This window comes from Peribacillus sp. NPDC096447 (assembly GCF_044762725.1).
In the GTDB taxonomy this organism is placed as follows: Bacteria; Bacillota; Bacilli; order Bacillales; family DSM-1321; genus Peribacillus.
This window is the reverse complement of the sequence record NZ_JBIWEV010000002.1, coordinates 509,125-534,968: the sequence shown is the minus strand read 5'-3', so window position 1 is coordinate 534,968 and position 25,844 is coordinate 509,125. Positions and strand designations below refer to the sequence as shown.

The following is a 25,844-nucleotide window of genomic DNA, read 5'->3' as shown; positions in this document are numbered from 1 at the left end:
AAGTTTGATAACAGATATGGTAATATAATGCTAATTCAGAATTTTCAAATAAAATTTGAGGTGAGGAAATGAATGTACCATTAGTATTATCGCATTTCTTGGATCGAGCAGCCTTACTATATGGCGATAAGAAAGCCATCATTGGAGAAGACAAGGTTTTAACATACTTAGAGCTGAACGGCCGTGTAAACCAGCTTTCCAATGGTTTAAGAGATATTGGAGTCAAAAAGGGTGATAAGGTGGCATATTTGGCACCTAACTCAATCGAAATGCTTGAAGGCTTTTATGGAGTCTTTCAGCTTGGGGCAGTAATCGTTCCATTGAATATCCGCTTGAAGCCTGCCGATTATGTATTCATTTTAAACCATAGCGAGTCAAAGGTCCTTTTCGTGGATCGGGAATTGTATCATCTGATTTCCCCTGTCAAAGATGAACTTGAATCGGTGGAGCACATAATCGTTCACTATAAAGATGAAGAGATAAATGAAACCGATTACAACCATTGGCTGGAACGTTATGATGACAAATGCTTTAACCGGGAGTCCGTGGACGAAAATGATGTTTCTAGCCTCCTTTATACTAGCGGGACCACAGGGAATCCTAAAGGGGTGATGCTGACTCACCGTAACAACTATTTGCATGCCCTGGGTGCGATGCATCATTTCAGGGTCAATGACCGCGATACATATTTGCATGTACTGCCGATGTTCCACGTGAATGGGTGGGGTGCCCCATTTTATTATACGGCAAATGGTGCCACTCAAGTTTGTTTGAGGAAAACCAGCCCCGAAACGATATTTGAAGCACTGCAAAAGCATAAGGTTTCCATCATGCATATGGCACCAACGGTTCTGAATTCACTGTTTCAATATTATGAACGGACTGTTCCGAATATCGAGCAGGATATCCGAATCGTTGTTGCTGGTTCCGCTCCGCCTCCTGCATTCGTTACAAGGGTGGAAAAAGAGTTAGGCTGGGAATTCATTCAAATTTACGGAATGACTGAATCGACACCGGTTAGTCTGATATCGCTGATTCGTTCTGAATTCGATGATCTTTCGGAAAAAGAAAAATACAGAATGAAGGCGAAAGCCGGATATCCCATCATAGGCAGTGAGGTAAAGGTCATCCATGAAAATGGTGAGGAAGTGGCCCGTGATGGCGTGGATATTGGGGAGCTCATTGTCCGCAGTCATGGAGTGATGTTAGGTTATTGGAAAAATGAAGAAGCGACCAGCCAGACATTGAGAAATGGATGGCTGCATACAGGGGATATGGCCACGATTGATGAAAATGGCAATGTGGATATCGTTGACCGCAAAAAGGATATCATCATTAGTGGCGGAGAAAATATCTCTTCCATAGAAGTGGAAGGAGTGCTCTACGAACATCCGGACATTCTTGAAGCGGCAGTCATTGCCGTTCCCCATGAAAAGTGGGGGGAGACGCCGCATGCCTTCATTGTGCCAAAAAGGGGCGTGGAATTAACGGAGGATGATATAAGGACCTTCACACGGGAAAAACTAGCTCACTTCAAATCAGTTACCAGTGTGTCGTTCGTCGATGAGCTTCCGAAAACGGCATCGGGGAAAATACAAAAAATCCATCTCCGTAATGATTACTGGGAATCTAAGGGGAAAACAGGCAGATTCGTCAATTGAAGCTCGCTAACGCTGTTCAGAAATGATCAGCGTTTTTTTCTGTTTACCGGTTCGATGGATTTCATATTAAGCTATGAAGATATCGGACATGATGAAATGAAGATTGAGAGGGCGATATGTTTCCATTCGTAAATAAGCCGCAGTGACTCATGCCATTGTTGGAGAAGGATGCTCATTCAAGAGCATTGGAATTTGTTTCGATAAAAAGCTTCCTGTTTAACGAGAAAGTGTTACCATTATAAAATATTTCAAATTATTATAATTTTCATTTTTTCATCATGTTTATTGAAAGAGTCTTGGATTGTGGGGGGAGAGCATTGAAACGTATTCATTATAGCTGGGTTATTTTAATCATAACATTCTTCTCGATTATTGTAGCCGGAATCGTTAGGTCATCATCGGGAGTATTCATCGTACCATTTGAAAATGAGTTCGGGTGGGACCGGTCCGTCATTTCTTTAGCCTTCGCCATAAGTTTGTTTCTGTATGGATTATCGGGTCCATTCATGGCCGCTCTAATTGAAGTGCTTGGATTGAAGAAAATGATGGTATTGGCCATGTCGACTTTATTGGCAGGGATTTTCCTCACTTTTTTCATGGAGCATGAGTGGCAGCTCATTCTTATTTGGGGAATTATCATTGGATTGGGTTCTGGAGTGTTTTTAACGGTATTGAGCCCATATGTGGCAAATCGTTGGTTCGAGAAGAGGCGGGGACTGGCGGTCGGGATACTCACGGCAAGCACGGCCACAGGTCAGCTCATTTTACTTCCGGTTTTAGCCATCATCATTGAGAATTACTCGTGGAGATGGGCGATTGGATTAATTTTGGTCCTTAGCTTGATCATGCTGGCAATCATCCTTTTGTTCATGAAAAACAATCCGAAGGAAGTGGGCACTCTTCCATATGGATTAGAAGAGGAAAATCAGGAGGCTGTTACAGTCCAAAAGAAGAACCCCATCGCCATGGCCTTTCAGTCGTTGATTGAAGCAGTGAGAGTGAAGGAATTCTGGTTATTGGCAGGAAGCTTTTTTATATGCGGACTTTCAACGAGCGGGTTGATCGGCACACATTTCATTTCTTACTGCATTAGTTTTGGTTTACCGGTTGTGACGGCAGCATCACTGCTATCTTTCATGGGAATCTTTGATTTGATTGGTACGACTGTATCCGGGTGGTTATCAGATCGTTTTGATAACCGTTGGCTGTTGTTTTGGTATTACGCTCTAAGGGGCGCTTCCCTCGTATTACTTCCTTTTGCGCTAAATGAAGGCTCAATCGGCCTATTGATCATCTTTTCCGTTTTTTATGGCTTGGATTGGATTGCCACCGTTCCTCCGACCATAAGCATTTCAAGGCAAGTCTTTGGCATGGAGAAAAGCGGGATCGTATACGGGTGGATATTCGCGGCCCATCAGGTCGGTGCAGCAGTGGCGGCGTACGGTGGAGGGCTTATCTTCAAAATATTCAACTCCTATACATGGGCATTCTTCCTTGCAGGAATCTTTTGCTTATTGGGCAGCTTGTTTGTCATACTGATAAAAAAGCAAAAAGCGGTCACGAAAGTTAAAGATGGTGCAATGGAGTTATAGGAAAAAATCTGTATGGATGAAAGAGGGTGTACCTATGAAGGGCACGATGGTACCAATGCAGGAAAGTAAAAGGATCGTAAGCATCGATATTTTGCGTGGATTAGCCATTTTAGGGATTTTTTTAGTGAATATGCCTTCTTTCCACTCGCCGCTCTTGTACATAGATGGTGCCGAGCGGTGGGCCGGAGGATGGGACAGAATTTTGTATGTACTCAGTGATATTGTCGCACAGGCCAGCTTTTATCCGTTATTTGCCTTTCTGTTCGGTTTCGGGGCGATCATACTGGCTGTAAGGAGTGAAGAAAAGGGCACTTCATTTCCTTTGCTATATATGAAAAGGCTAAGTTTCCTGCTGACACTTGGATGCATTCATGCTTTTTTCATCTGGCATGGGGACATCCTCATTAATTATGCTGTATTTGGGTTTGCCTTTTTGTTTTTTTATAAGATGAAGGGCAGGAATTTAATTCTGCTAGGCTCGGTTTGTTATGTCCTGCCTTTTGCGATATTGGGTTCCCTATTTCTTATAATGGGCATTTTTGAAGGGGATGCGATGGCAATCCCGACTGATTCGGAGATGATGAAACAGTCTTTGGAAGTTTATCAATCTGGTACAATTACGGAAATAATGAGTCAAAGGGCTCTGGATTGGTATATGGTGAACAACCCCTTTAATGCCATTATCCTTTTTTTATCGATTTTTCCGTTTTTTTTAATGGGAGCAGGCGTTGCAAAACAAGGCTTTCTCCAAAATCCAACCCAATATAAACGACAATTGAAAACGATATCGATTGTAAGTTTGCTATTGGGCATGTCAATTAAGATTCTGCCATATGTGACGGTATACCATTTTGGTACGATATTCGTGCAGGATTATTTGGGAGGACCGTTACTTACGATTTTTTATATCACAGCAATCACGCTTTTGGCGGAGCGGGCAGGGGCTTCCCGCCTATTACAACCGTTTTCGTATATCGGAAGGATGTCTATGAGCAATTACCTGTTCCAATCGATGGTATGTACGGCCATTTTTTATTCATATGGGCTTGGTTTATATGGATCAGTCTCTTATACGACAGGATTCGTTTTCCTAATAGCCCTGTTTTGCCTGCAAATTCTGCTTTCCTTATTGTGGATGGGTTTGTTTAATTACGGACCGGTTGAATATATATGGCGTTCTTTTACATATGGTAAAAAGCCGGTTATGCGCAAGTAGGGACCAGTTAAGAAGAAATGTAAATGATGTTCATTAAATTGTTGGTTTTACGCATTCAGGTGGATCCTTAGTTTTGTTTTTTTGTAAAAGCCTATGATATGATGAAATGGAAACTGAACGAGGGGGCAAAAAAATGACACATATGCATATTACAGCTTGGGTTATCGGAATCATTCTTTTCTTTGTCACATATTCGATGCTTAAAGGTGAAAACCCGAAAGCGAAAATGCTACATATGATAACACGGTTGTTCTATCTATTGATTTTCCTTACTGGCGGCATGCTGATCACTGATTTTGGTGCTTACGCAGTTAAAATGATTGTCGGAATCATCGTGATTGCGGCGATGGAAATGGTGCTGGTCCGTACGAAAAAAGGAAAAAGCACAAGTGCCATGTGGACATTGTTCATCGTAGCGCTTGTATTCGTCCTTTATTTAGGACTTTCGCTGCCACAAGGAATGGACTTTTTTTAATACAGAATTAAAAACGGGTAAATGAGGAAATCTCATTTACCCGTTTTCTTTTACCCGTTATTGTGAATTCACTTTCTCAATGACGATCCTTTTTCCGGTGTTCAGGGTGAATTCAAAACGATCATGATCCTTTTTTCCGTAAGAAAAGTGGTGCTGAACGAGACAAATTTGGCTCTCGTTATCAAAGGTGAAGAAATTCACGCCGGACTGGTTTGGGACGGCCCTTAAAAAGGTGAGCTGGTTATAGCTATATATACAATCATAAATAGAAAAATCAAGTGAATTCAATGTCGTTACAAATTGGAAAAAAGAATCGTCGTTCAATTCTTCCAATAAACGTTCAAAAGAGTAGAGCAGTTTTTTGCGTATCCGAATGGGCTCATTTTCCCTTAAGAAGGTGATTTCCCGATGAAGCAGGATTTTTCCCTCTTCTTCAATTACTCCTTGCTGCCAGCGCCCACCCCTGTACACTTCGATGATGCTGTCAACGTGGTCTTCAATGGAGCAGGCCTCATCTGTTTCATCATCGAAAAAAATCCATTGTTGATTGATATTTTCCACTGTTCCTTCGGTAAAAGCTCTTGTTTGCCTGTTCATTAACTTAGTTCGTTGTTGCTGACTCATACATATACCTCCAATAGTGGAATCCTCACCTACTTTTTAGTCAAAATCCAATGAAAATATAACTGTATATTTTAAAATATTATGGACAAATAACCATCTTTCCGTCTTTGCATAGGCTATGTTTAAACACGGGATGCTTTGCTCAACAATTCATTAACGACGCCGGGCGTTGTGGGCAGGGGGTCCTTCGGAATGATGCTAAAGCGATACTTAGGGACTGTAAATCTTTTTAAGACAGGGAGCCAATATATTTTTGATAGTCCGGATAGAAAGGATGAAGTGTAAAATGTGTGGGATAACAGGCTGGGTGCATTTTCAAAAAGATTTACGGACAAAAACGAAAACGCTGGAAAACATGACGAAAACGTTGGCAAAGCGGGGGCCAGACGAAGAAAATGTTTGGTGCGAAGCCCATGTTGCCTTTGGTCATAAACGGTTAACGGTTGTCGATGCGGAAGGCGGAAAACAGCCGATGACGAAAAATCACGAAAACGGCAGATATACGCTTTGTTATAATGGTGAGCTATATAACACCGAGGATATTCGTAAACAGCTATTATTAAAAGGATATTCCTTTAACGGTCATTCTGATACAGAAGTTTTGCTAACTTCTTATATAGAATGGAAAGAAAAATGCATTGACTTGTTCAATGGGATTTTTGCGTTTGCGATTTGGGATGAAAAGGAACAGAAATTATTCGTTGGAAGAGATCGCATGGGGGTAAAACCATTCTTTTACGCGGAAAGGGACGGCGGGTTCATTTTCGGATCGGAGCTGAAGGCGATTCTGGCCCATCCGGATGTTAAAACGGAGATTGACCGCGAAGGGCTGTCTGAGGTTTTTGGTGTTGGTCCATCCCGAAAGCCAGGTTCAGGCGTATTTCATAATATCCAGGAATTAAGGCCTGCCCATGCGCTTACTGTATCAAGGAAAGGCCTCCGGATTTGGAGATACTGGAATGTGAAAAGCGAAGAACACCGGGATACTCTTGATGAGACGGCCGAGAAGGTTCGCTTCCTTGTCGAAGATGCAGTGACACGGCAACTTGTATCAGATGTTCCGCTTTGTACCTTCTTATCAGGAGGGCTTGACTCAAGCGCGATAACGGCCATTGCTGCAAACGCCTATCAAAAAGAAGGGAAAGGACCGCTTCATACGTATTCCATTGATTATGAGGATAATGAGCGCTATTTTAAAGCAAATGATTTTCAGCCTAACTCTGATGGGTATTGGATTAAAAAGATGTCGGATAGTTTTAACACGGTTCACCATTCATCGATCATCACTCAAGAGCAGTTGACAAATTATTTAACGGAAGCTGTCCTTGTAAGGGACCTCCCAGGCATGGCGGATGTCGATTCTTCTTTACTTTGGTTTTGTAAGGAAATCAAGCGGGATTTTGTTGTAGGCCTGTCCGGTGAATGTGCGGACGAAATTTTTGGCGGTTATCCTTGGTTTCATCGTGAGGATGATTTGAATCGTGCTGGTTTTCCATGGATGAGATCGACCGGGGAGCGGGTATCTTTATTGAAAAAGGGATGGCGCGAGAAATTGAAGCTCGAGGAATATGCTCAGGAAGCTTATTTGACCACCCTTGCCGAAACGCCTAAATTGGAAGGCGAAAGCGGTGTAGCAGCGAAGCGGAGAGAGCTTTTCTATGTGAATTTATTATGGTTCATGACGACTCTCCTTGACCGGAAGGACCGGATGAGTATGGGTGCAAGTCTAGAGGTGCGCGTGCCATTTGCGGATCATCGCCTTGTTGAATATGCATGGAACATTCCTTGGGAAATGAAAATGGAAGGCAACCGTGAAAAGGGTATTCTAAGGAAGGCTTTGGAGGGGCTGTTACCGGATGAAGTATTATATCGTAAAAAAAGCCCATATCCAAAAACCCATAACCCTATATATACAGACCGTGTGCAGGCGTGGTTGAAAGACTTACTGATGGATAAAAATTCGGTCCTGCATGAGTTTTTCGATAAGCAGAAGCTAACCGATATAGTAGATTCCAGGGGTGCCGCTTTTAAAGTGCCGTGGTTCGGGCAATTGATGTCAGGTCCACAGCTGCTCGCTCACTTGGCACAAACCCATGTATGGTTCAAAGAATATGATATCCAAATAATCGAATGAAAAAAAAACGGGGCGGATGATTTTCATTGCCCCGTTTTTTTCATTGCCTCAATGATTGATTGCGAGAATTTTATATTGATAACCGCTCATTTCAATTTTGCCAACTTGTGTGGTTACTTTTGTTCTTAAATCCGTTAGTGTACGTCCTTCCAAATCGAAAGGGAGGGTAAAGGATTGCTGAACATCCGTCGGATTGATGAGGATCACGACAGAACGTTTTTCATTATACTTTTGGTAGGCCACGATATTTTCGTTTCCGGCTGTATCAAGGAATTGGAACTTCCCGTCATTGGCAAGTAATCGTTCTTCTTTTCGCAAGGAGATCAATGCCTTAATTTCATTGAGTAGCTCGGTGTTTTGTTTTTCTTCTTCCCAGACCATGCATTTTCGGCACCCTGGATCCATGTCACCGGTTAAGCCGATTTCATCGCCATAGTATATACAAGGGCTGCCATTGAATGTCAGCAGGATTGCGTGGATGAGCTTGGCTCGAGCTAGATCTTCCCCGCAATCCGTGAAAATCCGCGGTGTATCATGACTTCCAAGAAGATTGAATGTCACGTCAAAAACATTGGTCGGATAACTGTGATAGATAGCTGTCATTTCTTCTGTGAACTCGCGTGCATTGATGGTTTGTGAGGCGACCAGGCGAAAAACTTGGTTGGTGAAAGGGTAATTCATGACGGCATCGAACTGATCGCCGCGAAGCCATGGCATTGAGTCATGCCAAATTTCCCCAAGAATATAAAGGTCAGGCTTTATTTTTTTCACCGTTGTTCGAAATTCACGCCAGAATGGCTGGTCGACTTCATTTGCCACATCGAGCCGCCAGGCGTCTATATCGAACTCCTTGATCCAATAAGCCGAGACTTCGAGCAGATATTCTTTCACCTCCGGATTTTTCGTATTCAATTTTGGCATCGATTCAAAAAAACCGAATGTTTCATAATTGGGCCTTTCCCCTCCCTTAAGTGGGAAGCTGTGTGGGTGGAACCAATCCTTATATTTCGATTTCTCTCCTTTTTCGAGTAAATCCTGAAAAGGGGGGAAATAGTAGCCGCTATGGTTAAATACGGCATCCAGCATGACCCGGATATTCCGTTTGTGGCATTCGGTTATGAGCGTTTTCAATGTTTCCTTCGTTCCGAATTGCGGATCGATACTCCGATAATCAATCGTATCGTATTTATGATTGGAGTGGGCATGGAAGATTGGCGTGAAATAGATTCCGTTGATGCCGAGATTCTCTAGGTAATCCAAATGTTCAATGATTCCTTCAAAGTCCCCGCCAAAAAAATTATCCACCGCCGGGTCTTCACTTCCCCACGGTTTCACACCTTCCGGATCGTTGTCGGGGTTTCCGTTCGCAAACCGTTCAGGGAAAATTTGGTACCAAATTGTATCCTTGACCCATTCAGGTGCCTTGAAAACTTCATTTTGATGTAGATAGGGAATCGCAAAATAGCATCCGGGATCTCGGGGGGCTTCTTTAAAGAAGCCCTTTTCCGTGTAAAATGCACTTTCTTCTTCTGAGGTTACCTTGAACCCATATCGAATTCTTCGGTAAGGAGGTTTCACATAAATATGCCAATAATCATAACGGTTATCACTGCCTGACAAACTCATGGGAAGTTCTTCGTACTGCCATTGACCATTATCTGATATGTATGGATCACCAAAAATCAATCCAACTGAGGAGATATCTTGTTTTTTCGTACGTAGGCGGATATGTAAGGTTTCAGTGTTGATGGGATAGCTGTAATTGTCATTAGGTCTATGGTGTATGGATGAATATTCCATTTTAAACCACTCCAATTCTATAAGTATTTGAGGATGTGAAAAAGGAAACTTCCAGCTGTTTATGAGGGGGATCTCTATGAAGCTGCACTAGCCAGGTTAAGTGCTTTTTCAATATGGTTATATACCCTATTTCAATTGAAAGAAGCACTCATTAACTAAAAAATAACAAAAAGTGTTCATCACTACAAGGAAATAAATACGTCAAGGAAAATGTTGTAAAAACCAAAGCCGTTCATATAATGATAACAATAGCTTTGGCACCGCTTTCATTAAGTGGCTTTATTTGAAGTACTGAACTGAAAAAACAGTATTATTCGGTGCTTTTGGACATGATAGAATAAACATTTTAAAAAGGAGAATCAAAGTGAAGAAGCTGATTTTTCATTTGTTCATGTCCATGTTTTTGATCGTTAGTGTAAGTGCTTGTGGTTCCAGTTCAGATTTGGAAAATGAAGCAGTGAAAGAAAATAAGGAAAAGGAAGACGAGGCCAGCAATGAAGCGAAGCCGGAAAAATTGATCATTTGGGAGGAAAAAGGTAGAGCGGAGGCCCTAAAGCCGGTGATTGAAGCTTTTGAAAAAGAATATGGAATCAACGTTGAGCATGAAGAGCTTGAAATAGCTACCGAGATGTATGAGCGGCTTCGTCGTGATGGGCCAATCGGAAACGGAAAGGCCCCGGATGTCGTAACTTTTTCTCATGAAAGAGTCGGGCAAATCGTGAAGGAAGGCTTAATTCAGGAAGTGAAGGTGAAAGATGAAGTATTGAATGCCTTCATTGAACCTTCAATTAGGGGGGAAATGTATCAAGATAAGGTATTTGGATTGCCGAAATCCGTAAACACATCCGTTTTCTTTTATAATAAAAAATTGATGGCTAAGGCTCCTGAGACGATGAATGGCCTTTATAAAATGGCGAAGGATTTAAGAAAGGGTAAAGTTCATGGTTACTACGCCAAATGGAATGATTTCCAAGATTCGTATGGAGTAATCGCTGGAATGGGAGGTTATATATTTAAAGATAAGAATGGAAAACTAGACCCTTCCGACATTGGTTTGAATAATAAGGGTGCCATAAAAGGGGCTGCATACATCCAAAAATGGTATAGGGCGGGTTTGATTCCCAAAGGCGACAAGGCAGCGATCGAAAAGTTGTTCATACAAGGGAATTTGGCTTCTATCATGAGTGACGGGAACTCATTTACCGAGCGGAAGGATATAGGAATTGCCCCCATGCCTGAATTGCCCAATGGCCAGCCAATGAAAACGTTCATGGAAATCAAAGGCTGGCATGTAACAGCATTCACAAAACATCCTTATTGGTCTACGAAGTTAGTTGAATATTTGACTAATGATGATAATGCAATGCAGCGTTATGATTTAATAGGGGAAATCCCTCCGAATAAATCAATCAAACACAATGCCGCAATCAATGAAAATGAAAGGGCACAAGCCTTAAGCATACAATTACAATACGCTGAACCAGTACCGAATATTCCGGAAATGAATAAGGTATGGGGACCGATGAATTCAGCCATGGATGAAATGACCACTCAAAAAGCAAAACCAAAAAGGGCCTTGGATAAAGCGGTCAAGACGATAAAAAAAGAACGTTAATCATGTTCTGCCTTTTTCCGATTCAGAAACCATAACCAGTATCCCCAATTTGTCCCTTTAGTGTAAAGTTTTTTATAAATTGGATTTGACGTTAAGGGGTCAAAAGGCTAATCTTAAAGGCGTAAAGAGATAGCTAGGAGGAGAGCGGATATGAGAAAAAGAGTGTTATCACTCGCTTTAATTCCGTTGCTTCTTTTTTACGCCATTCCAGTAGGAGCAGCTGAAAAAGAACAACGAACTTGGAAGGATGAAATCGTATATTCATTATTGGTCGACAGATTTTTCGATGGGAATACTCAAAATAATGGAGATGCGAACGTGAATGACCCTTCCGCGTTTAATGGTGGGGATTTCGAAGGTGTCACGAAGAAACTTAATTATTTAAAAGATATGGGTTATACCGCTATCATCCTTTCACCGATTTTCGCAAATGATGAAAATGGCTATCATGGCGATTGGGTGGCCGATTTTTATAAAACGGATAAACACTATGGGACAATGAAAGAGTTTAAAAAACTCGTGAATGAGGCACATAAACGCGATATGAAGGTGATCATTGATTTTCAAGCAAATAATGTGGGTCCTGACTCCACTTGGCTGACCGATCCCAAAAAACAAGGTTGGTTCCATGAAGAAAAAAAGATTTCCAAGGACGGTAGCCAAGCGGATTTGGAAACAGGCTGGGTCGATGGACTTCCTGATTTGAATCAAGATAATGTGGAAACAAGAAAATATTTACTGGATGCTGCCAAATGGTGGATAACGGAAACCGATATTGATGGATACCGTATAAATAAAGTCCAATACGTAGCGAAGGATTTTTGGAAGGAATTTGTGGATGCAGTTAAATCTGAAAAATCAAATTTCTATACAATCGGCGATGTACAAGGTGATGCCGAATTGATTTCAAGCTACAAGGAGACGGGTATTGATGCTTTTATGGCTTATCCGCAAAATTCAGAGCTACGGGAAGCATTTGCTGCACCCGATAAAGAATTGAAACCTGTTTTTGATGCGTTTGCGAAAAGCGAAGATGAATTAGGGGGCAATGCCCATCAGGCTTTGTTCATGGATACGCAGGGAATGCCCCGGTTTACAAAGGATGCAGCCGACCATAACGAAAATCCAGGTTCCAGATGGAGAATGGCGCTGTCGTATCTATATACGATGCCAGGGGTGCCAATCGTATTTTATGGATCGGAAATTGCCTTGAACGGCGATATTGCCCCGGATAATCATAAATTGATGAATTTTAAGACAGAACAGGAATTAGTGGAATATATAACAAAGCTTTCTGACCTCAGAGACATGTACCCAGCATTGAAAAAAGGGGATATGGAGCTTTTATATGAAAAAGGTGGAGCTTCGGTATTCAAGCGTGTATATGGTGAAGAAACGATTGTCGTCGCCATGAACAATACGACTGAAACTCAAACGATAAACCTTACTGATAAGGAACTTGAAAGCAATAAAGAGTTGAGAGGTATGCTGAATGGGGATCTGGTCCGCAGTAAGGACAACAGTTACTCTATCGTAATCGACAGGGAGACGACGGAAGTCTACACGCTGTCACCTAAGTCGATTATCAATATTCCTTACCTGTTAGTTATAGGATTGGTTCTTCTTATTTTTGGTATATTCATTGCTTTGGTTATTAAGCGTTCAAAACGGAACCAACCAAAATAATCATATGCCTCTCGATTGTCGGTAGCCGCCAAACATTGTCCCTAAGGCTTTGTGGAAAACAGGATCGGGAGGTTACAGCATGAATAAGACCTGGTGGAAAGAAGCGGTTTGCTATCAAATATACCCGCGCAGTTTCATGGATAGTAATGGTGATGGAATCGGGGATATAAAAGGATTGATATCAAAGCTTGACTACCTGCAGGATTTGGGTATAGATGTTATTTGGATTTGTCCATTTTATAAATCGCCCAATGCGGATAATGGCTATGATATTAGTGACTATCAGGCAGTTTCCGATGAATTCGGTTCAATCGAAGATATTGATCTGTTATTGAAAGATGTTCACGGCCGTGGGATGAAGGTAATACTCGATCTTGTTTTGAATCATACAAGTGATGAGCACCCTTGGTTCGTCGAGTCACGTTCTTCCCGCGATAATCCGAAACGGGATTGGTATATATGGAGGGATGGGCAGGACGGCCGTGAGCCTAATAATTGGGAAAGCATCTTTTCCGGAAGTGCCTGGAAATTCGATGAAAGGACCAATCAATACTATTTACATTTATTTGCCGAAAAGCAGCCAGACTTAAACTGGAAAAATCCTGATGTGCGAAAGGCATTATATGAAATGGTCAATTGGTGGCTCGATAAGGGAATCGATGGCTTCCGGATTGATGCGATCACGCATATTCATAAGCGTGAAGGCCTTCCGGATATGCCCAATCCTTATTGGCATCAGTATGTGCCTGCGTTTGAAATGCATACCAATCAGGACGGGATTCTGGATTACCTTCAGGAGTTGAAAGAAGAGACTTTCTCTAAGTATGATATCATGACGGTCGGTGAGGCCAATGGCGTCAGGATTGAGCAGGCGGAAGAATGGGTCGGGGAATCGAATGGGAAGTTCAATATGATTTTTCAATTTGAACATCTTGGACTTTGGAATAGGGGACAGAATCACGATGTTGATGTTCAAGGGTTAAAGCGCACAATGACCAAATGGCAAAAGGGGCTGAAAAACAAAGGATGGAATGCTTTGTTTTTTGAAAATCATGACCAGCCGAGAAGTGTATCCACCTGGGGAAATGATCATCAATATTGGTTGGAAAGCGCAAAAATGATAGGGGCCCTATACTTTTTCATGCAAGGGACACCTTTTATTTATCAAGGTCAGGAAATTGGCATGACGAATGTCCAATTTGATTCGATTGATGATTATGATGATGTCGGAATGAAAAACTTTTACCGGATAGAGACCTCGAAAGGTCGTCCTCATGATGAAATCATGAACATTATATGGCATAGCGGCCGTGATAATTCACGAACACCGATGCAATGGAACGATATTGAAAATGGCGGATTCACCCATGGAACACCTTGGATGAGGGTTAATCCAAATTATCGCGCCATTAATGTAGAACAGCAGAAAAATGACCCGTCATCCATTTATCATTTTTATAAAAAGATGATTGAACTTCGAAAAAAACATAAGGTCCTCGTTTATGGGGAATATGAATTGTTATGGGAAGATCACCCTGAACTTTATATTTATACAAGAAGTATGAATGATAATTCAGTCATGGTAGTATGTAACTTTAGTATGAATCACCATCAAATCGACCTTTCTTATTGGGGAAAAATGGAACTCTTACTAGCTAATTATGATGATTGCCCTGAGGTGTCCCTTATTGATTTACGTCCATATGAAACGAGGATTTATCGTTATTGATTGCTATGGACTTGATTGGAAATTAGCTTAAAACCTATGTAGTTAGTCGTCTGACTTCTTATTTTCCAATACACCTGTCGTTTTTTAAGAAGCTGATCATACATCAGCTTCTTTTTGAATTTTAAAACATAGATGAAAAAACGGAAAAGTGAGTATTTTCTGATAAATTGAACAAACATTAAAAAAAGTATGGATATAACTATTGAACTGAGTGTATTATGAATACATACAAAATGTATAAATATAAAACAAATATTAAAGAAGTGTTTATTGGTATTCACCTTTTTAAAAAATGAAATCAATAAAGGCTAAGAGGGGAGAGGGGAAATGCATGGCCATCACAATAAAAGATGTGGCACAGCTAGCGAATGTTGCTCCTTCAACAGTTTCTCGAGTGATTGCAAACAATCCTCGGATAAGTGAAAAAACAAAGGTACGGGTACGTAAGGCGATGAATAAATTAGGATACCATCCAAACTTCATTGCACGTAGTCTTGCCAATCAATCGACCAGGATCATTGGTTTGGTAATGCCAAGTTCGTCAAATGATTATTATCAAAATCCCTTTTTTCCGACGATCCTCCAGGGTCTAAGTGAGGGAGCCCAGGAAAACCACTATTCCCTGTTGCTAAGCACGGGAAAAACCGAAGATGAAATCTACGAAGGAGTAGTGAATATGGTGCAGGGGGGGATGGTGGATGGAATAATCCTGATGTATTCAAGGATGAACGATCACATTCTGACCTATTTGAGAGAAAGGGCTTTTCCATTTGTAATCATTGGGAAGCCCTATGATTACATCGAGGAGATAACATATGTTGATAATGATAATGTCTTGGCAGCCGAACAGGCAACGGATTACCTCATACAGCTAGGGCATGAAAGGGTTGGATTCATCGGAGGTGATGTAACCCTTGTGATGACCCTTGATCGCTTATCAGGATATGAACGGGCATTGGAGAGGGCTGGAATCGATCGAAGGATGGAATATACCCTGCATGAAGATTTTTTGCATGAAGGGGGACAAGCCGCTGCAAAAAGTTTACTATCCATCGATGAACCACCTACCGCTTTGGTGGTCAGTGATGATCTCATGGCACTTGGCATCGTGCATTCACTTCGCGAGATGGGCGTGCGCACTCCTGAAGAAATGTCAATCGTCAGCTTCAATAACGTTCTTTTCTCTGAACTGTCATTACCGGCCCTGACTTCCGTAGATATTAATATTTTTGATTTGGGATATCAGGCCGCTAAGGGCATCATTCACATGCTGCAGACTGGGGATGCTCCTGCCGCCGGGACCATCATTCCACATCATTTCGTGGAAAGGCATTCCTGCAGATCGATCAAGCAAGGTGCAATGGCCATGACTTATTGACGAAAAGGGCATTGCAAGAGCAATGCCTTTTTTTGCTAGAAATGTACGCTGAAACTTTTGAATGCATGTACACCCGTTCCGTGTCTGACTAATTTATTCTCTTTAAGATATTGAATGGCTGCAAGAACTTCCTCAAGAATCCTTGGTTCGAGGCCGAGTTGGTTGTGTCCGCCATAGATTTTGGAGACTGCCTTGATCTTTGCGATTTTTTCTAACGAATTAACAAGGTCTTCAGGGCTCGTCGAGGGATAAAATGCATAAACGGGAGTATCTGAATAAAGCAGGTCGCCAGTGAATAAATAACCTGTTTCATTATCCATAATTGAGATGTGGCCAGGTGAATGCCCAGGCGTGTGATAAATGATTAAACTACGGTTCCCAAGATCGATCGTGTCCCCATCCGATAAGAGCCTATCAGGGTACCCCTGGTATGGCTTGTATGTAAAAGGATCGAATGATTCCGGTACGGGTATAGTGATATCCCGGGCCATGTTCTTTCTTATTTGTTCCAAGGACAAACCTTCAATGCCGTTGATCAGCCAATTGGCATCATCACCATGAACATAAATGGTATCATAATCACCGTGACCGCCAATATGATCCGCATGAACATGTGTGGTCAGGACGATAATCGGAAGATCGGTAAGCTGGTCTGTAATCCCCTTAATCGAACCGATGCCTAACCCTGTGTCGATTAACGCAGCCAGGGTCTCCCCAAGTAATAAAAAGGAATGAACTTTCTCCCAATGACCATATTCACTGATTGCAAACGTTTTTGAGTCCAATTCCTGAACGGTGAACCATGAATCTACAATTTTTTTCATAAATGACTCCACTCCTTCCATTCATATATTCCGCGTTAACCGGTAATATCCTCTCTTGAAAGTGTAAAAGCAGTGGATTTGTGAAATCCACTGCTTTTGAAAAGGTAAGGCCTTATCCGTTTACTACGGTCCCGCCGTTTACATGGATGACTTGTCCGCTGACATAGGATGAATCATCACTTGCCAAATATACATAGGCTGGTGCCAATTCCTCTGGCTGCCCTGCACGGCCCATTGGAGTATCCTGTCCAAATTTGGCAACATCCTCTTCTCCGAATGAGGCAGGAATCAGCGGTGTCCAGATCGGGCCTGGAGCCACACCGTTCACTCTGATGCCATCTTTTGAGATGGAGTTCGACAGGGCTCTTGTAAATGCCAGTATTGCACCTTTTGTTGAAGAGTAATCGATTAGTTTTGGGTTGCCTTGATAGGCTGTGATAGAGGTTGTATTAATGATGCTGCTTCCTTTTTTCAGGTGCTTCAATGCAGCTTTAGTTAAGTGGAACATCGAGAAAATATTCGTGCGGAATGTTTTTTCCAATTGTTCAGCTGAAATGTCCAGGATACTTGTCTGCACATGCTGCTCTCCGGCATTGTTGACTAGAATGTCCAAACCGCCAAATTCATCAACCGTTTTTTTGACGACATCCTGGCAGAAGGATTCATCACCGATATCACCGGAAATGAGTAAACATTTCTGGCCTTCTTTTTCGATCAATTCTTTTGTCGCTTTGGCATCCTCGTGTTCATCCAAATATGCAACTGTCACATTCGCTCCTTCTTTAGCGTAGTAAATGGCAACTGATTTACCGATTCCGCTGTCTCCTCCTGTAATGATTGCCGTTTTACCTTTCAATTTGCCGCTTCCTTTGTAGGCAGCTTTAACTGAATCAGGGTTCGGTTCCATTTTTGTTTCCAATCCAGGTTGATGCTGCTGATGTTGAGGTGGAAATCCTTGTTTGTTCTGATTTTGGTTTTGAGTAGTCAAGATATAAACGCCTCCCATTTAATTATCTACGCTTTTTCTATTCCTTCTTTTAGGAAAAAGAAAACATGGAAAAAATACCCAAATCAATTCATGTTTAATGTTTTAACTGAAGGGAACATGACTAGTCTTTCCATGTTTCATGAAGGCGATTCATTTGAAGAAAAGGGGGGATGAACGATGATGGAGGCAGTTGCAACAAATAAAAAAAGACCCACCCAAAGCAGGTGAGGCCTTCATACTTAGCGGTAATTTAGGAATTGTACATCAATGGACAGATCAGCGCCCCGGATCGCGGAAATGATTCCTTGTAAATCATCCCGGTTCTTACCGGTAACCCGGATTTGATCATCCTGGATTTGGCTTTTCACTTTAAGACCGCTATTTTTAATGATGGTATTGATTTTTTTTGCTTGCTCCTTATCGATGCCTTGAATTAACTTGGCCCGTTGGCGAACGGTTCCGCCAGAAGCTCCTTCTAATTTGCCATAATCCAGGTTCTTGACGGGTACGTCACGTTTAATGAGCTTACTGATGAGAACATCCTTCAGCTGTTCAAGCTTATATTCATCGTCGGATACTAGAACCAGGTCTTCTTTTTCAATGGTGATGCTGCTAATGCTCCCTTTAAAATCATAGCGAGTCTGTATTTCCTTCATAGCCATGGTAACTGCATTCGTTACCTCTGAAAAGTCTACTTTCGAAACAATATCAAATGAATTTTCCTTTGCCATCACTTACCTCCAGCAGGGTTTATTTCCTTTATTATAGAGAAAGTGTGATAGGAAGACAACTATATAAACGATATTAAAAAAGCGAGGGGACAAGCCCCGCGCTTCATTTATGGTCCGTTTTCTTCGAATAGGAGTGCTTACCTGCAGTAAGGTTTTCCTGATAAGCGATATTTTTTTCAGCATTTCTCGCTTGGTTATCTTTTGGCCTTTTATTGTCATCGGTTGTTTTGGACATAGTGAAAACTCCCTTCCATTATCTGATCAATATATATTGTTCACAATTATGGAAGGGAGTATGTATGTTTATGATTTCTCAGGGGTATCGTTTAAGAAGAAGAGGGCAATTGTGCCAGGACCGGCATGTGCACCGATGACGGAGCCAATTGTATGGATCATGAAGTCGGTTGTCCCGAATTCATTTTGGATGGCTTCCTTCCATTCCAGGGCCGTTGCTTCATCATCACCATGACTGATGGCAATCGTTTGGGTTGTTAAGTTTTTGCCTCTTTCGTGCATTAATTCGATTACACGTTTAATCAATTTCTTTTTGCCGCGTATCTTTTCAAGCGGAACAAGCTTTCCATCTTCAACATGCAATAACGGTTTAATGTTTAATAAACCGCCAACAAGGGCAGATGTCTTGGAGATGCGGCCGCCACGGGCCAGGTATTCTAGGTTATCTACAGTGAATAGATGCTCCATATGCCGGGTTTGGAATTCGATGGCAGCCAGGATTTCTTCTTTAGTGGCACCGTTTGCTGCCAGATCGGCTGCTTTCTTTACAATTAAACCGACGCCCATCGAAGCGCATTTCGTATTGACGATCTCAATGTCAAGGTCAGGGTACTCTTCCTTCACTTGATTAAGGATCATCACTGCCGTTTGATATGTTCCTGATAACTCAGAGGAAAAGGCAATATATATCCCTTGTTTTTTCTCCTTGGCAAACTGTGTGAAAAGTTCTATAAAGCATTCTGGGGAAGCTTGCGATGTTTTCGGGGCTTTTCCTTCAAGCATCGCCTGATAGACTTCGTGAGAATTAATAGTAAGTAAATCTTCATAATTTTCCCCGTCAAGATGGACTTGTAAAGGGATTAATGAAACATTGTTTTCCTTATAGAAAGACAACGGCAAATCACATGCACTATCTGCAAGAATTGTGATAGCCATAATACACCTGCTTTCTTTTTACAATTTTTAGAAAATGAGTGGTCACTCTCCTTTTTAGTGTAGCACGTAACGGTGAAAATTCAATCTCTACGTAAATAGAATAAATAATTAAGGGTAAAAAGATAATAGAATAAGGGTGAAATGGAGGTTTTTAGGATGTACAGTGGTGAAATGAAGAAAATTATCATAGTTGTGGTCGGAGCATTGCTGAATGCCGTCGCAATGAACTTTTTTCTAATACCGGCAAACGTATATGCAAGCGGCTTTACGGGAGTGGCTCAGCTTCTATCGAGGATGGTTGGTTCTTTTGCTCCTTTTAATGTATCGACAGGTATTCTATTGCTTTTATTGAACATTCCAGTAACGATCATTGCTTGGCGTAAGGTTGGAAAGTCTTTCACGTTTTATAGTTTCCTGAGTGTTGCCTTGATGTCCTTCTTTATGGAAATCATTCCGATTACACGTTGGTCACCTGACATATTATTGAATGCGGTATTTGGCGGAGTCATTGCTGCAGTAGGTGTGGGGATCACCTTGAAATACGGTGCATCGACTGGAGGAATGGATATTATCGCCATGCTTCTGTCACGGAAGAAAGATAAACCTGTAGGTACTTATTTATTTCTGCTGAATGGCGTGATCATTGTAACGGCAGGTGCTGTTTATGGACCGGAAAAAGCTTTGTACACACTTGTTACCCTTTATACATCGACCCGTGTCGTGGACGCGATACATACGCGTCATGAAAAGCTTACGGCCATGATCATTACAAAGAAAAGCGAAGAGCTTAAACAGGCAATCCATGCTAAGTTAGTTCGCGGAATAACAAGGGTTCCCGCAAAAGGTGCATTCACTAACGAAACTAAGGAAATGTTATTGATTGTCATTACAAGGTATGAACTGTATGACCTTGAACGGATCATCAAGGAAGTGGATCCACACGCTTTCACAAACATCATAGAAACATCAGGCATTGTTGGGACTTTCCGCAGGGAATGATATTAAGGAAAAATCAAGGCCATTACACTTCTATTACAAAAGGAAGTATTTGGGCGTTTTAAGTTTATTGCCTGTACAAAACGGCTAATTCTTATATTGTAGCGCCAATTTAAAATCTTATGAAGGAGTGATGAAAATGGCTAACGACGAAAAAATGAGCAGACAGGAAGCAGGCCGTAAAGGCGGGGAAGCCACTTCTAAAAATCACGACAAGGATTTTTACCGGGAAATTGGGCAAAAGGGCGGAGAAGCCACATCGGATAATCATGATAAGGAATTCTATCAAGAAATTGGGCAAAAGGGCGGAGAAGCCACTGCTGATTCCCATGGTAAAGACTTTTATAAAGAAATCGGTGAAAAAGGCGGTAAGGCACGAAATAACAATTGATGAAAACAAAGCGAAAGCCTCCAGGAACCCTGGAGGCTTTCACGTTATTTAGAGTGGTTTTCCAGCTCTTCCTGGAGTTCCCGCAGTTGTTCTTTTTCGGCCTCGGACGTATTGGCAAAGGCTGATGAAAGAGCGTTTTTAGCGATTTCCTCTGTCTTTTGCTGGTCACCGTCATGCTCAGAGTGGAGAGCTTCTTCAACAAATTCCCTAGCCTTCTGGAATAATTTGTTTCCCATTAGAAGCCACCATAGCTTTGTTCAGACATAATTCTTAACCTGTCTTTTTCAGCCTCTTCAAACGTAGTGTGATAAGGGATTTTTTCGGCATGCCTGGCAACACTATCTTTGCCCTGCTGTACAAATCGTTTAGATTTACTGCTTTTACCCATTCTTATCTCCTCCGATTCTGAGCGTTGTCGACAACGGGATGATCTGTTGTCCATATTAGTTTGGCTTGAAAGATCGATATTATGAAGGTAAAAAATGACGTTTTAGGCTTTTATATTGAATTTTTCTTCGAGGAAGACGGCTATACCATCTTCTTCATTCGTCAATGTAGTCGTATTTGCTACCGTTTTTACTGGTGAGATTGCATTTCCCATGGCCACCCCGGTTCCAGCGTATTCGAGCATTTCCAAATCATTATCTTCATCACCGAAAGCGATTATCCTGTTTTGAGGAATTTCCAGATAGTTGGAAACACGTTTAAGCCCTACGGCTTTACTTAACCCGCTTTTTATTATTTCAATGATATGAAAAGGCTCTGCCCAGCGGCGATGATCGACCAATTCTGCATGAACATCGGATAGATGCTGGCGAATCTGTCCAACGAATTCACTATCTGTGTGAATTAGCATCGAAGTTGGGGAATCCTGAAGGTAATTGCGCAAGTCACCTGTCTTCATGATCGGATTTCCTACATTGAACATGTTCATTAACTTTTCATCATGATAATGGACATAAACTTCATCCCGGACTTCTGCGATGATGTTGTGATATTTAAACTGATCACAAGCTTCGACAATATCTTTCGCAACATTTATATCCAGTGGAGAGTGGTATACCCCCCAATTTGTATGTAATGGGTGATGGACGAAAGCGCCATTGAAATTAACAATTGGTGTAGTCAACCCCAATTCCCGGTAATAAAGTTCACTTGAGCGAAAGGGGCGCCCGGTGGCGATCATAACTTCGTGTCCATCTTCTTTTAGTTTCAGGAGTGTTTTTTTAGTCCTTGAAGAAATTGTTTTGTTATCTGTAAGTAAAGTACCATCAAGATCCAATACGATCAAATGTTTCTCAGCCATGTACACACCTTCTGTTCTTTTTGATTTCATTATATGCGAATATTGTTAAGCCTATTTTAAAGTAAATGTAAATCTTTTTCATTCTTTATGCATTCCTGTATGATATTACTATATCCAGGATTATGATAATTAAAGCGAAGCTCAGGTTTAAAGGAATGAAATGATGGATGCCAATGCCATTATCGTATTGGAAAGACCGGAACAAATTATTCGGAGGGGTTAACTTGATAATAATTGAAAAAGAACTAATTGGACATATTCCTGTATTGCACCTAGGTGAAGAAACCACATTCAAACAGGAATTGCCGCTTATTATTTTTATACATGGTTTTCAAAGTGCAAAAGAACACAATCTACACTATGCTTATTTATTGGCTGAAAAGGGGTTTCGTGTGCTTCTACCCGATGTGATTCATCATGGGGAAAGGGAAGCCGGTTTAAGTGATTCTCAAATGATGCCCCGTTTTTGGGAAATGGTTTTACAGACAATCCACGATTTATCTTTGCTGAAGGATGATTTATTATCCCGAAAATTAATTGATCCCGACAGAATTGGCGTAGCGGGCACTTCCATGGGGGGAATAGTAACTAATGGGGCCCTGGCTGCTTATGAATGGATTTCCGCCGGAGTCAGTTTAATGGGTAACCCATCATATGTCGCGTATGCAGAGCTCCAAATGGCGGAGATTAAGAAAAGGAAAGTTAATTTCCCAGCTACTGATGAGGAAGTTGCCAAGGCGATTGAACAGCTCAAGCCATTTGATTTGAGTCTTAATCAGGATAAGCTTTCCGACCGTCCGCTTCTTTTTTGGCATGGTGCCAAAGATCCGGTTGTGCCTTATCAACATGCATACCGTTTTTATGAAGGGGTCAAAGCAGGGTATGATGAGGCAGATGAAAAAATTGATTTTATCCTTGACCCTAAGGCTGGACATAAGGTCAGTAGAGAAGGAGTGCTTAAGACAGCAGACTGGTTCGCGAAACATTTACTGTCAGCTGTGCAAAATGCTTAAGTACTCACACAAAATCTGTTATGATGCTTATACGGACATAATGATGAAACCGATAATCTAAAACGAAGAGATTATCCATAAAAGGAGTGATCGAAGTGGATCAAGATACAAAAGACATTATTTTTGGAGCTTTGGAGCAGGTCATTGACCCTGAGCTTGGTATAGATATCGTTAATTTAGGCTTGGTATATGATGTGGATATGGATGAGGAAGGTCTGACAACGGTGACGATGACATTGACAGCAATGGGCTGTCCGATGGCTGGGACGATCGTAGATCAAGTTAAATTGGTTCTGGAAGATATCCCCGAGGTCAAGGAAACGGATGTGAAGATTGTCTGGAGTCCGCCATGGACGAAAGACAAAATGTCCAGATATGCTAAAATTGCATTAGGTATCAAATAATAACTCTGTAATAGAAATAAAAAGCCAGTCAAAAAAAGTGAATCCATTCAAGGAGCCACTTTTTATGGTCTGGTTTTTTCTAATACTTTCGGCTAGGAGTGGTTAATTGAACAGTCAAATTAAAGATTCATTGGACAGGCCACTAAGGGATTTAAGGATTTCAGTCATAGATCGCTGTAACTTTCGCTGCCAGTATTGCATGCCTGCTGAAATTTTTCACGAGAATTTTCAGTTCCTGCCTAAAAGTGAGCTATTATCTTATGAGGAAATTGTAAGGCTTTCTAAAATATTCGCAGGCTTAGGGGTAAAAAAACTAAGGTTGACTGGCGGGGAACCATTACTACGGAGAGATCTTACCACTCTGATTTCAAATCTCGTTAAAATTGAAGGTATTGAAGATATTGGATTGACCACGAATGGGGTCTTCTTGAAAAAACATGCCGTAAATTTGAGGGAAGCTGGCTTGCAAAGGGTGAATATCAGCTTGGACAGCCTCGATGACGACCTTTTCAAGAAGATGAACGGCAGGGATATCGGCATAAAGCCAGTTATTGAAGGCATAGCTGCTGCCAAGGAAGCAGGGCTTGGCGTTAAAGTGAATATGGTTGTGAAAAAAGAAACCAATGAATCTCAAATCCTGCCGATGGCCCGATTTTGTAAAGATGAGGGCATTCAATTACGCTATATAGAATTCATGGATGTCGGACATACAAATGGCTGGCAGTTGAAGAATGTCATTACGAAAAAAGAACTGCTTGCGATGCTCCAAACCGAATTCGATCTTGAACCGGTTGAAGAAGATTATTTTGGAGAGGTGGCAAAACGCTTCCGTTATAAGGGCACTAATGCAGAAGTGGGCTTCATAACCTCTGTATCCGAGTCTTTTTGTTCAAGTTGTACACGTGCACGTCTTTCTGCTAATGGAAGTTTATATACATGCCTGTTTAATGGAAAGGGACATGACTTGAAGTCATTACTCCGTTCCGACATGACAGATGAAGAATTAACCGGGTTCATCATTTCACTTTGGAACCGTAGGGACGACCGCTATTCGGATGAGCGGGCAGCGGGAACGGTGAAGAAACAGGGGAAAATCGAAATGTCATTCATTGGCGGGTAATCCGTCCGAATGAGTAAAAAATTAAGGGATGGCAGCTATGCCATCCCTTTTTTTGTTTAGTTGTCAGGAACTGATGTCAGTCATGGACGAAATCGATTTTTATACTTTTTTTATGCATTTTTATATAGGACACAAGGCAATGAAAATAATTCAATGGTCCTAGGGATGGATTTAGCCTGAAATAAACTCCAATCATTTTAAAATCAGTAAAGCATTATGTATTGCTGCTTTTTATGGGAGGGATTCAATCGATGGTACAGATTTCTATTGGACAGTTTTCACAGTCGATTTCCTGTTTCAAATAGTCAAAGTCAAGAATAGTAATGCGTCCCTTTTTAATGGAGATGACATTGTTTTTCCTTAATTGAGCAAGCATTCGATTGACCACCTCGCGGGATGTGCCGCAAAAATTGGCGAGTTCTTGGTTTGTAAAGGGAAGATTGATAACTTTACCATCTTCTGCTTCAGTGCCATAGCTATTTGATAAACGGATGAGGGTGGAGTAAAATGCACCTTTCTTACCGTGCAGGAGCATATCGCGGAATTTAGCCTGATTTTTACGGTTTTGAGCGGATAACCATGTCATCATCTCGACTGCAAGATGGCTATCGGAGGCGATTTTTTCTTCTAATGCTTCTTTGGAGATAACCGCAACAGTTCCATCTTCCATCATTTTTGCATTCATCATATATTTAGGATTTTGAGAAAACAAGACGGTTTCCCCAACCAAATCATTCTCTGAACTAATGCGTATAGTTAATTCCCGACCGTCGGGAACAACCTTGCTCACTTCCACTTTCCCTTTAATAATGTAATACAAATCACTTGCTGGGGTGCTCTCCTGAAAAAGGTAGCGCCCTTTTTCCATATGTTTAACTTGTTGTTTATTATCTAAAATTGCATGCATCCGATTAGATAACGATAATTCATTCATGCATATGACCACCTTTCAGATAGCGTCATTACTCAATTACTACCTTTGATTTAAACG

At 41.4% G+C, this 25,844-nt stretch carries 24 protein-coding genes and 1 pseudogene; 14 read left to right on the top strand and 11 right to left on the bottom strand.

Annotation, left to right across the window (positions count from 1 at the left end):
- Positions 1-68 precede the first annotated feature (68 nt).
- The 4 genes from ACIQZD_RS09495 (at position 69) to ACIQZD_RS09480 (ending at position 4,944) form a co-directional block, all read left to right on the top strand.
- A complete protein-coding gene (locus ACIQZD_RS09495) occupies positions 69-1,661 on the top strand; it encodes a long-chain-fatty-acid--CoA ligase (RefSeq protein ID WP_402901175.1) in 1,593 nt (530 codons plus the stop codon).
- Between the two features lie 317 nt (positions 1,662-1,978).
- Complete coding sequence (locus tag ACIQZD_RS09490; RefSeq protein ID WP_402901172.1) at positions 1,979-3,253, top strand: MFS transporter; 1,275 nt, start codon at positions 1,979-1,981, stop codon at positions 3,251-3,253.
- A gap of 34 nt (positions 3,254-3,287) precedes the next feature.
- On the top strand, positions 3,288-4,469 hold the full coding sequence (locus ACIQZD_RS09485) for a DUF418 domain-containing protein (RefSeq protein ID WP_402901169.1): 1,182 nt from the start codon (positions 3,288-3,290) through the stop codon (positions 4,467-4,469).
- 133 nt (positions 4,470-4,602) lie between these two features.
- Entirely contained in the window at positions 4,603-4,944 is a 342-nt protein-coding gene (locus ACIQZD_RS09480; protein ID WP_101224146.1) for a YisL family protein, read from the top strand.
- A 57-nt stretch (positions 4,945-5,001) separates the two neighbouring features.
- Here ACIQZD_RS09480 and ACIQZD_RS09475 read toward each other — a convergent pair whose 3' ends face one another.
- A complete protein-coding gene (locus ACIQZD_RS09475) occupies positions 5,002-5,568 on the bottom strand; it encodes a DUF2777 domain-containing protein (RefSeq protein WP_020018810.1) in 567 nt (188 codons plus the stop codon).
- A gap of 286 nt (positions 5,569-5,854) precedes the next feature.
- On the opposite strand from ACIQZD_RS09475, the gene asnB reads away from it, so the two are divergent.
- A complete protein-coding gene (gene asnB, locus ACIQZD_RS09470) occupies positions 5,855-7,702 on the top strand; it encodes an asparagine synthase (glutamine-hydrolyzing) (RefSeq protein ID WP_402901165.1) in 1,848 nt (615 codons plus the stop codon).
- A gap of 48 nt (positions 7,703-7,750) precedes the next feature.
- On the opposite strand, the gene ACIQZD_RS09465 is transcribed toward asnB, so the two are convergent.
- The gene (locus tag ACIQZD_RS09465) at positions 7,751-9,502 is read right to left on the bottom strand and encodes a glycoside hydrolase family 13 protein (protein WP_402901162.1); all 1,752 of its coding nucleotides are present in this window, start codon (positions 9,500-9,502) and stop codon (positions 7,751-7,753) included.
- A 364-nt stretch (positions 9,503-9,866) separates the two neighbouring features.
- On the opposite strand from ACIQZD_RS09465, the gene ACIQZD_RS09460 reads away from it, so the two are divergent.
- From ACIQZD_RS09460 to ACIQZD_RS09445, 4 genes are all read left to right on the top strand, one after another.
- The gene (locus ACIQZD_RS09460; RefSeq protein ID WP_402901159.1) at positions 9,867-11,117 is read left to right on the top strand and encodes a sugar ABC transporter substrate-binding protein; all 1,251 of its coding nucleotides are present in this window, start codon (positions 9,867-9,869) and stop codon (positions 11,115-11,117) included.
- A 150-nt stretch (positions 11,118-11,267) separates the two neighbouring features.
- Positions 11,268-12,803, top strand: coding sequence for an alpha-amylase family glycosyl hydrolase (locus tag ACIQZD_RS09455; protein WP_402901156.1), 1,536 nt, complete (start codon positions 11,268-11,270; stop codon positions 12,801-12,803).
- Positions 12,804-12,882: 79 nt separating this feature from the next.
- Positions 12,883-14,532, top strand: a complete 1,650-nt coding sequence (locus tag ACIQZD_RS09450; RefSeq protein ID WP_402901153.1) for a glycoside hydrolase family 13 protein — start codon at positions 12,883-12,885, stop codon at positions 14,530-14,532.
- A 331-nt stretch (positions 14,533-14,863) separates the two neighbouring features.
- Positions 14,864-15,910 carry a LacI family DNA-binding transcriptional regulator gene (locus ACIQZD_RS09445; protein WP_402901150.1) on the top strand — a complete coding sequence of 349 codons (1,047 nt, stop codon included), beginning with the start codon at positions 14,864-14,866 and terminating at the stop codon, positions 15,908-15,910.
- A gap of 35 nt (positions 15,911-15,945) precedes the next feature.
- Here ACIQZD_RS09445 and ACIQZD_RS09440 read toward each other — a convergent pair whose 3' ends face one another.
- The 5 genes from ACIQZD_RS09440 to ACIQZD_RS09420 all read right to left on the bottom strand — a co-directional run bounded on the left by ACIQZD_RS09440 (position 15,946) and on the right by ACIQZD_RS09420 (position 19,623).
- Complete coding sequence (locus tag ACIQZD_RS09440; RefSeq protein ID WP_402901143.1) at positions 15,946-16,734, bottom strand: MBL fold metallo-hydrolase; 789 nt, start codon at positions 16,732-16,734, stop codon at positions 15,946-15,948.
- 112 nt (positions 16,735-16,846) lie between these two features.
- Positions 16,847-17,722: an SDR family oxidoreductase gene (locus tag ACIQZD_RS09435; protein ID WP_402901137.1), complete on the bottom strand. Its 876-nt coding sequence runs from the start codon at positions 17,720-17,722 to the stop codon at positions 16,847-16,849.
- 239 nt (positions 17,723-17,961) lie between these two features.
- Positions 17,962-18,453, bottom strand: a complete 492-nt coding sequence (locus ACIQZD_RS09430; RefSeq protein ID WP_063232211.1) for a YajQ family cyclic di-GMP-binding protein — start codon at positions 18,451-18,453, stop codon at positions 17,962-17,964.
- 103 nt (positions 18,454-18,556) lie between these two features.
- Complete coding sequence (locus tag ACIQZD_RS09425) at positions 18,557-18,688, bottom strand: DUF3941 domain-containing protein (RefSeq protein WP_082196697.1); 132 nt, start codon at positions 18,686-18,688, stop codon at positions 18,557-18,559.
- Positions 18,689-18,756: 68 nt separating this feature from the next.
- Complete coding sequence (locus ACIQZD_RS09420; protein ID WP_241590636.1) at positions 18,757-19,623, bottom strand: DegV family protein; 867 nt, start codon at positions 19,621-19,623, stop codon at positions 18,757-18,759.
- Between the two features lie 156 nt (positions 19,624-19,779).
- On the opposite strand from ACIQZD_RS09420, the gene ACIQZD_RS09415 reads away from it, so the two are divergent.
- Both ACIQZD_RS09415 and ACIQZD_RS09410 read left to right on the top strand, forming a co-directional pair.
- Positions 19,780-20,622: a YitT family protein gene (locus ACIQZD_RS09415; RefSeq protein WP_402901132.1), complete on the top strand. Its 843-nt coding sequence runs from the start codon at positions 19,780-19,782 to the stop codon at positions 20,620-20,622.
- Between the two features lie 136 nt (positions 20,623-20,758).
- Positions 20,759-21,007 (top strand): annotated as a pseudogene (locus ACIQZD_RS09410) (KGG domain-containing protein); the annotation flags it as partial.
- 47 nt (positions 21,008-21,054) lie between these two features.
- Here the strand turns inward: ACIQZD_RS09410 and ACIQZD_RS09405 are convergent.
- The 3 genes from ACIQZD_RS09405 to ACIQZD_RS09395 all read right to left on the bottom strand — a co-directional run bounded on the left by ACIQZD_RS09405 (position 21,055) and on the right by ACIQZD_RS09395 (position 22,316).
- Entirely contained in the window at positions 21,055-21,246 is a 192-nt protein-coding gene (locus ACIQZD_RS09405; RefSeq protein ID WP_402901129.1) for a DUF3813 domain-containing protein, read from the bottom strand.
- Positions 21,246-21,398 carry a hypothetical protein gene (locus ACIQZD_RS09400; protein ID WP_202315534.1) on the bottom strand — a complete coding sequence of 51 codons (153 nt, stop codon included), beginning with the start codon at positions 21,396-21,398 and terminating at the stop codon, positions 21,246-21,248. The genes ACIQZD_RS09405 and ACIQZD_RS09400 overlap by 1 nt, the downstream gene beginning before the upstream one ends.
- A gap of 102 nt (positions 21,399-21,500) precedes the next feature.
- Positions 21,501-22,316: a Cof-type HAD-IIB family hydrolase gene (locus ACIQZD_RS09395; RefSeq protein ID WP_402901126.1), complete on the bottom strand. Its 816-nt coding sequence runs from the start codon at positions 22,314-22,316 to the stop codon at positions 21,501-21,503.
- Between the two features lie 224 nt (positions 22,317-22,540).
- Here ACIQZD_RS09395 and ACIQZD_RS09390 point away from each other — a divergent pair, with 224 nt between their 5' ends.
- The 3 genes from ACIQZD_RS09390 to moaA all read left to right on the top strand — a co-directional run bounded on the left by ACIQZD_RS09390 (position 22,541) and on the right by moaA (position 24,853).
- Complete coding sequence (locus tag ACIQZD_RS09390; RefSeq protein WP_402901123.1) at positions 22,541-23,329, top strand: alpha/beta fold hydrolase; 789 nt, start codon at positions 22,541-22,543, stop codon at positions 23,327-23,329.
- Between the two features lie 95 nt (positions 23,330-23,424).
- Positions 23,425-23,733 carry a metal-sulfur cluster assembly factor gene (locus tag ACIQZD_RS09385; RefSeq protein ID WP_133348747.1) on the top strand — a complete coding sequence of 103 codons (309 nt, stop codon included), beginning with the start codon at positions 23,425-23,427 and terminating at the stop codon, positions 23,731-23,733.
- A 106-nt stretch (positions 23,734-23,839) separates the two neighbouring features.
- Positions 23,840-24,853, top strand: a complete 1,014-nt coding sequence (gene moaA / locus ACIQZD_RS09380; RefSeq protein ID WP_402901118.1) for a GTP 3',8-cyclase MoaA — start codon at positions 23,840-23,842, stop codon at positions 24,851-24,853.
- 244 nt (positions 24,854-25,097) lie between these two features.
- Here moaA and ACIQZD_RS09375 read toward each other — a convergent pair whose 3' ends face one another.
- On the bottom strand, positions 25,098-25,787 hold the full coding sequence (locus ACIQZD_RS09375; RefSeq protein WP_137017178.1) for a Crp/Fnr family transcriptional regulator: 690 nt from the start codon (positions 25,785-25,787) through the stop codon (positions 25,098-25,100).
- Positions 25,788-25,844 lie beyond the last annotated feature (57 nt).

Bases quoted from the DNA above. Each gene is read 5' to 3' on its own strand.
- ACIQZD_RS09495 (WP_402901175.1), top strand. From the start codon at position 69: ATGAATGTACCATTAGTATTATCGCATTTCTTGGATCGAGCAGCCTTA.
- ACIQZD_RS09485 (WP_402901169.1), top strand. From the start codon at position 3,288: ATGAAGGGCACGATGGTACCAATGCAGGAAAGTAAAAGGATCGTAAGC.
- ACIQZD_RS09480 (WP_101224146.1), top strand. From the start codon at position 4,603: ATGACACATATGCATATTACAGCTTGGGTTATCGGAATCATTCTTTTC.
- ACIQZD_RS09475 (WP_020018810.1), bottom strand. From the start codon at position 5,568: ATGAGTCAGCAACAACGAACTAAGTTAATGAACAGGCAAACAAGAGCT.
- asnB (WP_402901165.1), top strand. From the start codon at position 5,855: ATGTGTGGGATAACAGGCTGGGTGCATTTTCAAAAAGATTTACGGACA.
- ACIQZD_RS09465 (WP_402901162.1), bottom strand. From the start codon at position 9,502: ATGGAATATTCATCCATACACCATAGACCTAATGACAATTACAGCTAT.
- ACIQZD_RS09455 (WP_402901156.1), top strand. From the start codon at position 11,268: ATGAGAAAAAGAGTGTTATCACTCGCTTTAATTCCGTTGCTTCTTTTT.
- ACIQZD_RS09450 (WP_402901153.1), top strand. From the start codon at position 12,883: ATGAATAAGACCTGGTGGAAAGAAGCGGTTTGCTATCAAATATACCCG.
- ACIQZD_RS09445 (WP_402901150.1), top strand. From the start codon at position 14,864: ATGGCCATCACAATAAAAGATGTGGCACAGCTAGCGAATGTTGCTCCT.
- ACIQZD_RS09440 (WP_402901143.1), bottom strand. From the start codon at position 16,734: ATGAAAAAAATTGTAGATTCATGGTTCACCGTTCAGGAATTGGACTCA.
- ACIQZD_RS09430 (WP_063232211.1), bottom strand. From the start codon at position 18,453: ATGGCAAAGGAAAATTCATTTGATATTGTTTCGAAAGTAGACTTTTCA.
- ACIQZD_RS09425 (WP_082196697.1), bottom strand. From the start codon at position 18,688: ATGTCCAAAACAACCGATGACAATAAAAGGCCAAAAGATAACCAAGCG.
- ACIQZD_RS09420 (WP_241590636.1), bottom strand. From the start codon at position 19,623: ATGGCTATCACAATTCTTGCAGATAGTGCATGTGATTTGCCGTTGTCT.
- ACIQZD_RS09415 (WP_402901132.1), top strand. From the start codon at position 19,780: ATGTACAGTGGTGAAATGAAGAAAATTATCATAGTTGTGGTCGGAGCA.
- ACIQZD_RS09405 (WP_402901129.1), bottom strand. From the start codon at position 21,246: ATGGGAAACAAATTATTCCAGAAGGCTAGGGAATTTGTTGAAGAAGCT.
- ACIQZD_RS09400 (WP_202315534.1), bottom strand. From the start codon at position 21,398: ATGGGTAAAAGCAGTAAATCTAAACGATTTGTACAGCAGGGCAAAGAT.
- ACIQZD_RS09395 (WP_402901126.1), bottom strand. From the start codon at position 22,316: ATGGCTGAGAAACATTTGATCGTATTGGATCTTGATGGTACTTTACTT.
- ACIQZD_RS09375 (WP_137017178.1), bottom strand. From the start codon at position 25,787: ATGAATGAATTATCGTTATCTAATCGGATGCATGCAATTTTAGATAAT.